The 514-nt window shown below is 40.7% G+C and carries 1 protein-coding gene; it reads right to left on the reverse strand.

Annotated elements, in window-relative coordinates; translation table 11 throughout:
- Positions 1-514 (reverse strand): AMP-binding enzyme (locus ABDZ84_RS21405; protein WP_343782945.1); only part of this gene is annotated, 514 nt, incomplete at both ends.

Raw genomic sequence — 514 nt, forward strand, 5'->3', positions numbered from 1 at the left:
GGAATGCTCGATACTTCTTTTATATAGGATGGAATCATATAATCTGGCAAACTATCTTGTAAGTATTCTTTTAAATTACTTTTTTCTAATTTATGGGCGGTCAGATACGCAATAAGATACTTGTCTAGCTGCTCGTTTTCTTTCACTAAAACAACCGCCTCTTTCACTGCGTGGTGACGTAATAGCTTCCGTTCAATCTCCTCAATTTCAATTCGGAATCCACGAATCTTAAGCTGGTGATCAACTCGACCCAAAAATTCGATTGTGCCATCCGGCAACCATCTGGCAATGTCCCCACTCTTATATAGTCTTTCACCACGTACAAATGGATTCTCGATGAACTTTTCCTTGGTAAGAGCTGGTCTATTTAAATATCCTCTGGCAACTCCATCCCCACTAAGCCATAGCTCACCGTAGACTCCGATTGGATTTAACTCACCATGTTTCCCAACAATATACGCGCTGGAATTACTAATTGGTCTACCGATCGGGATACTCGATTCGTAATCCTTTT

Origin of the sequence: Virgibacillus salarius (genome assembly GCF_039521925.1) — a bacterium.
GTDB lineage: Bacteria > Bacillota > Bacilli > Bacillales > Amphibacillaceae > Virgibacillus > Virgibacillus salarius.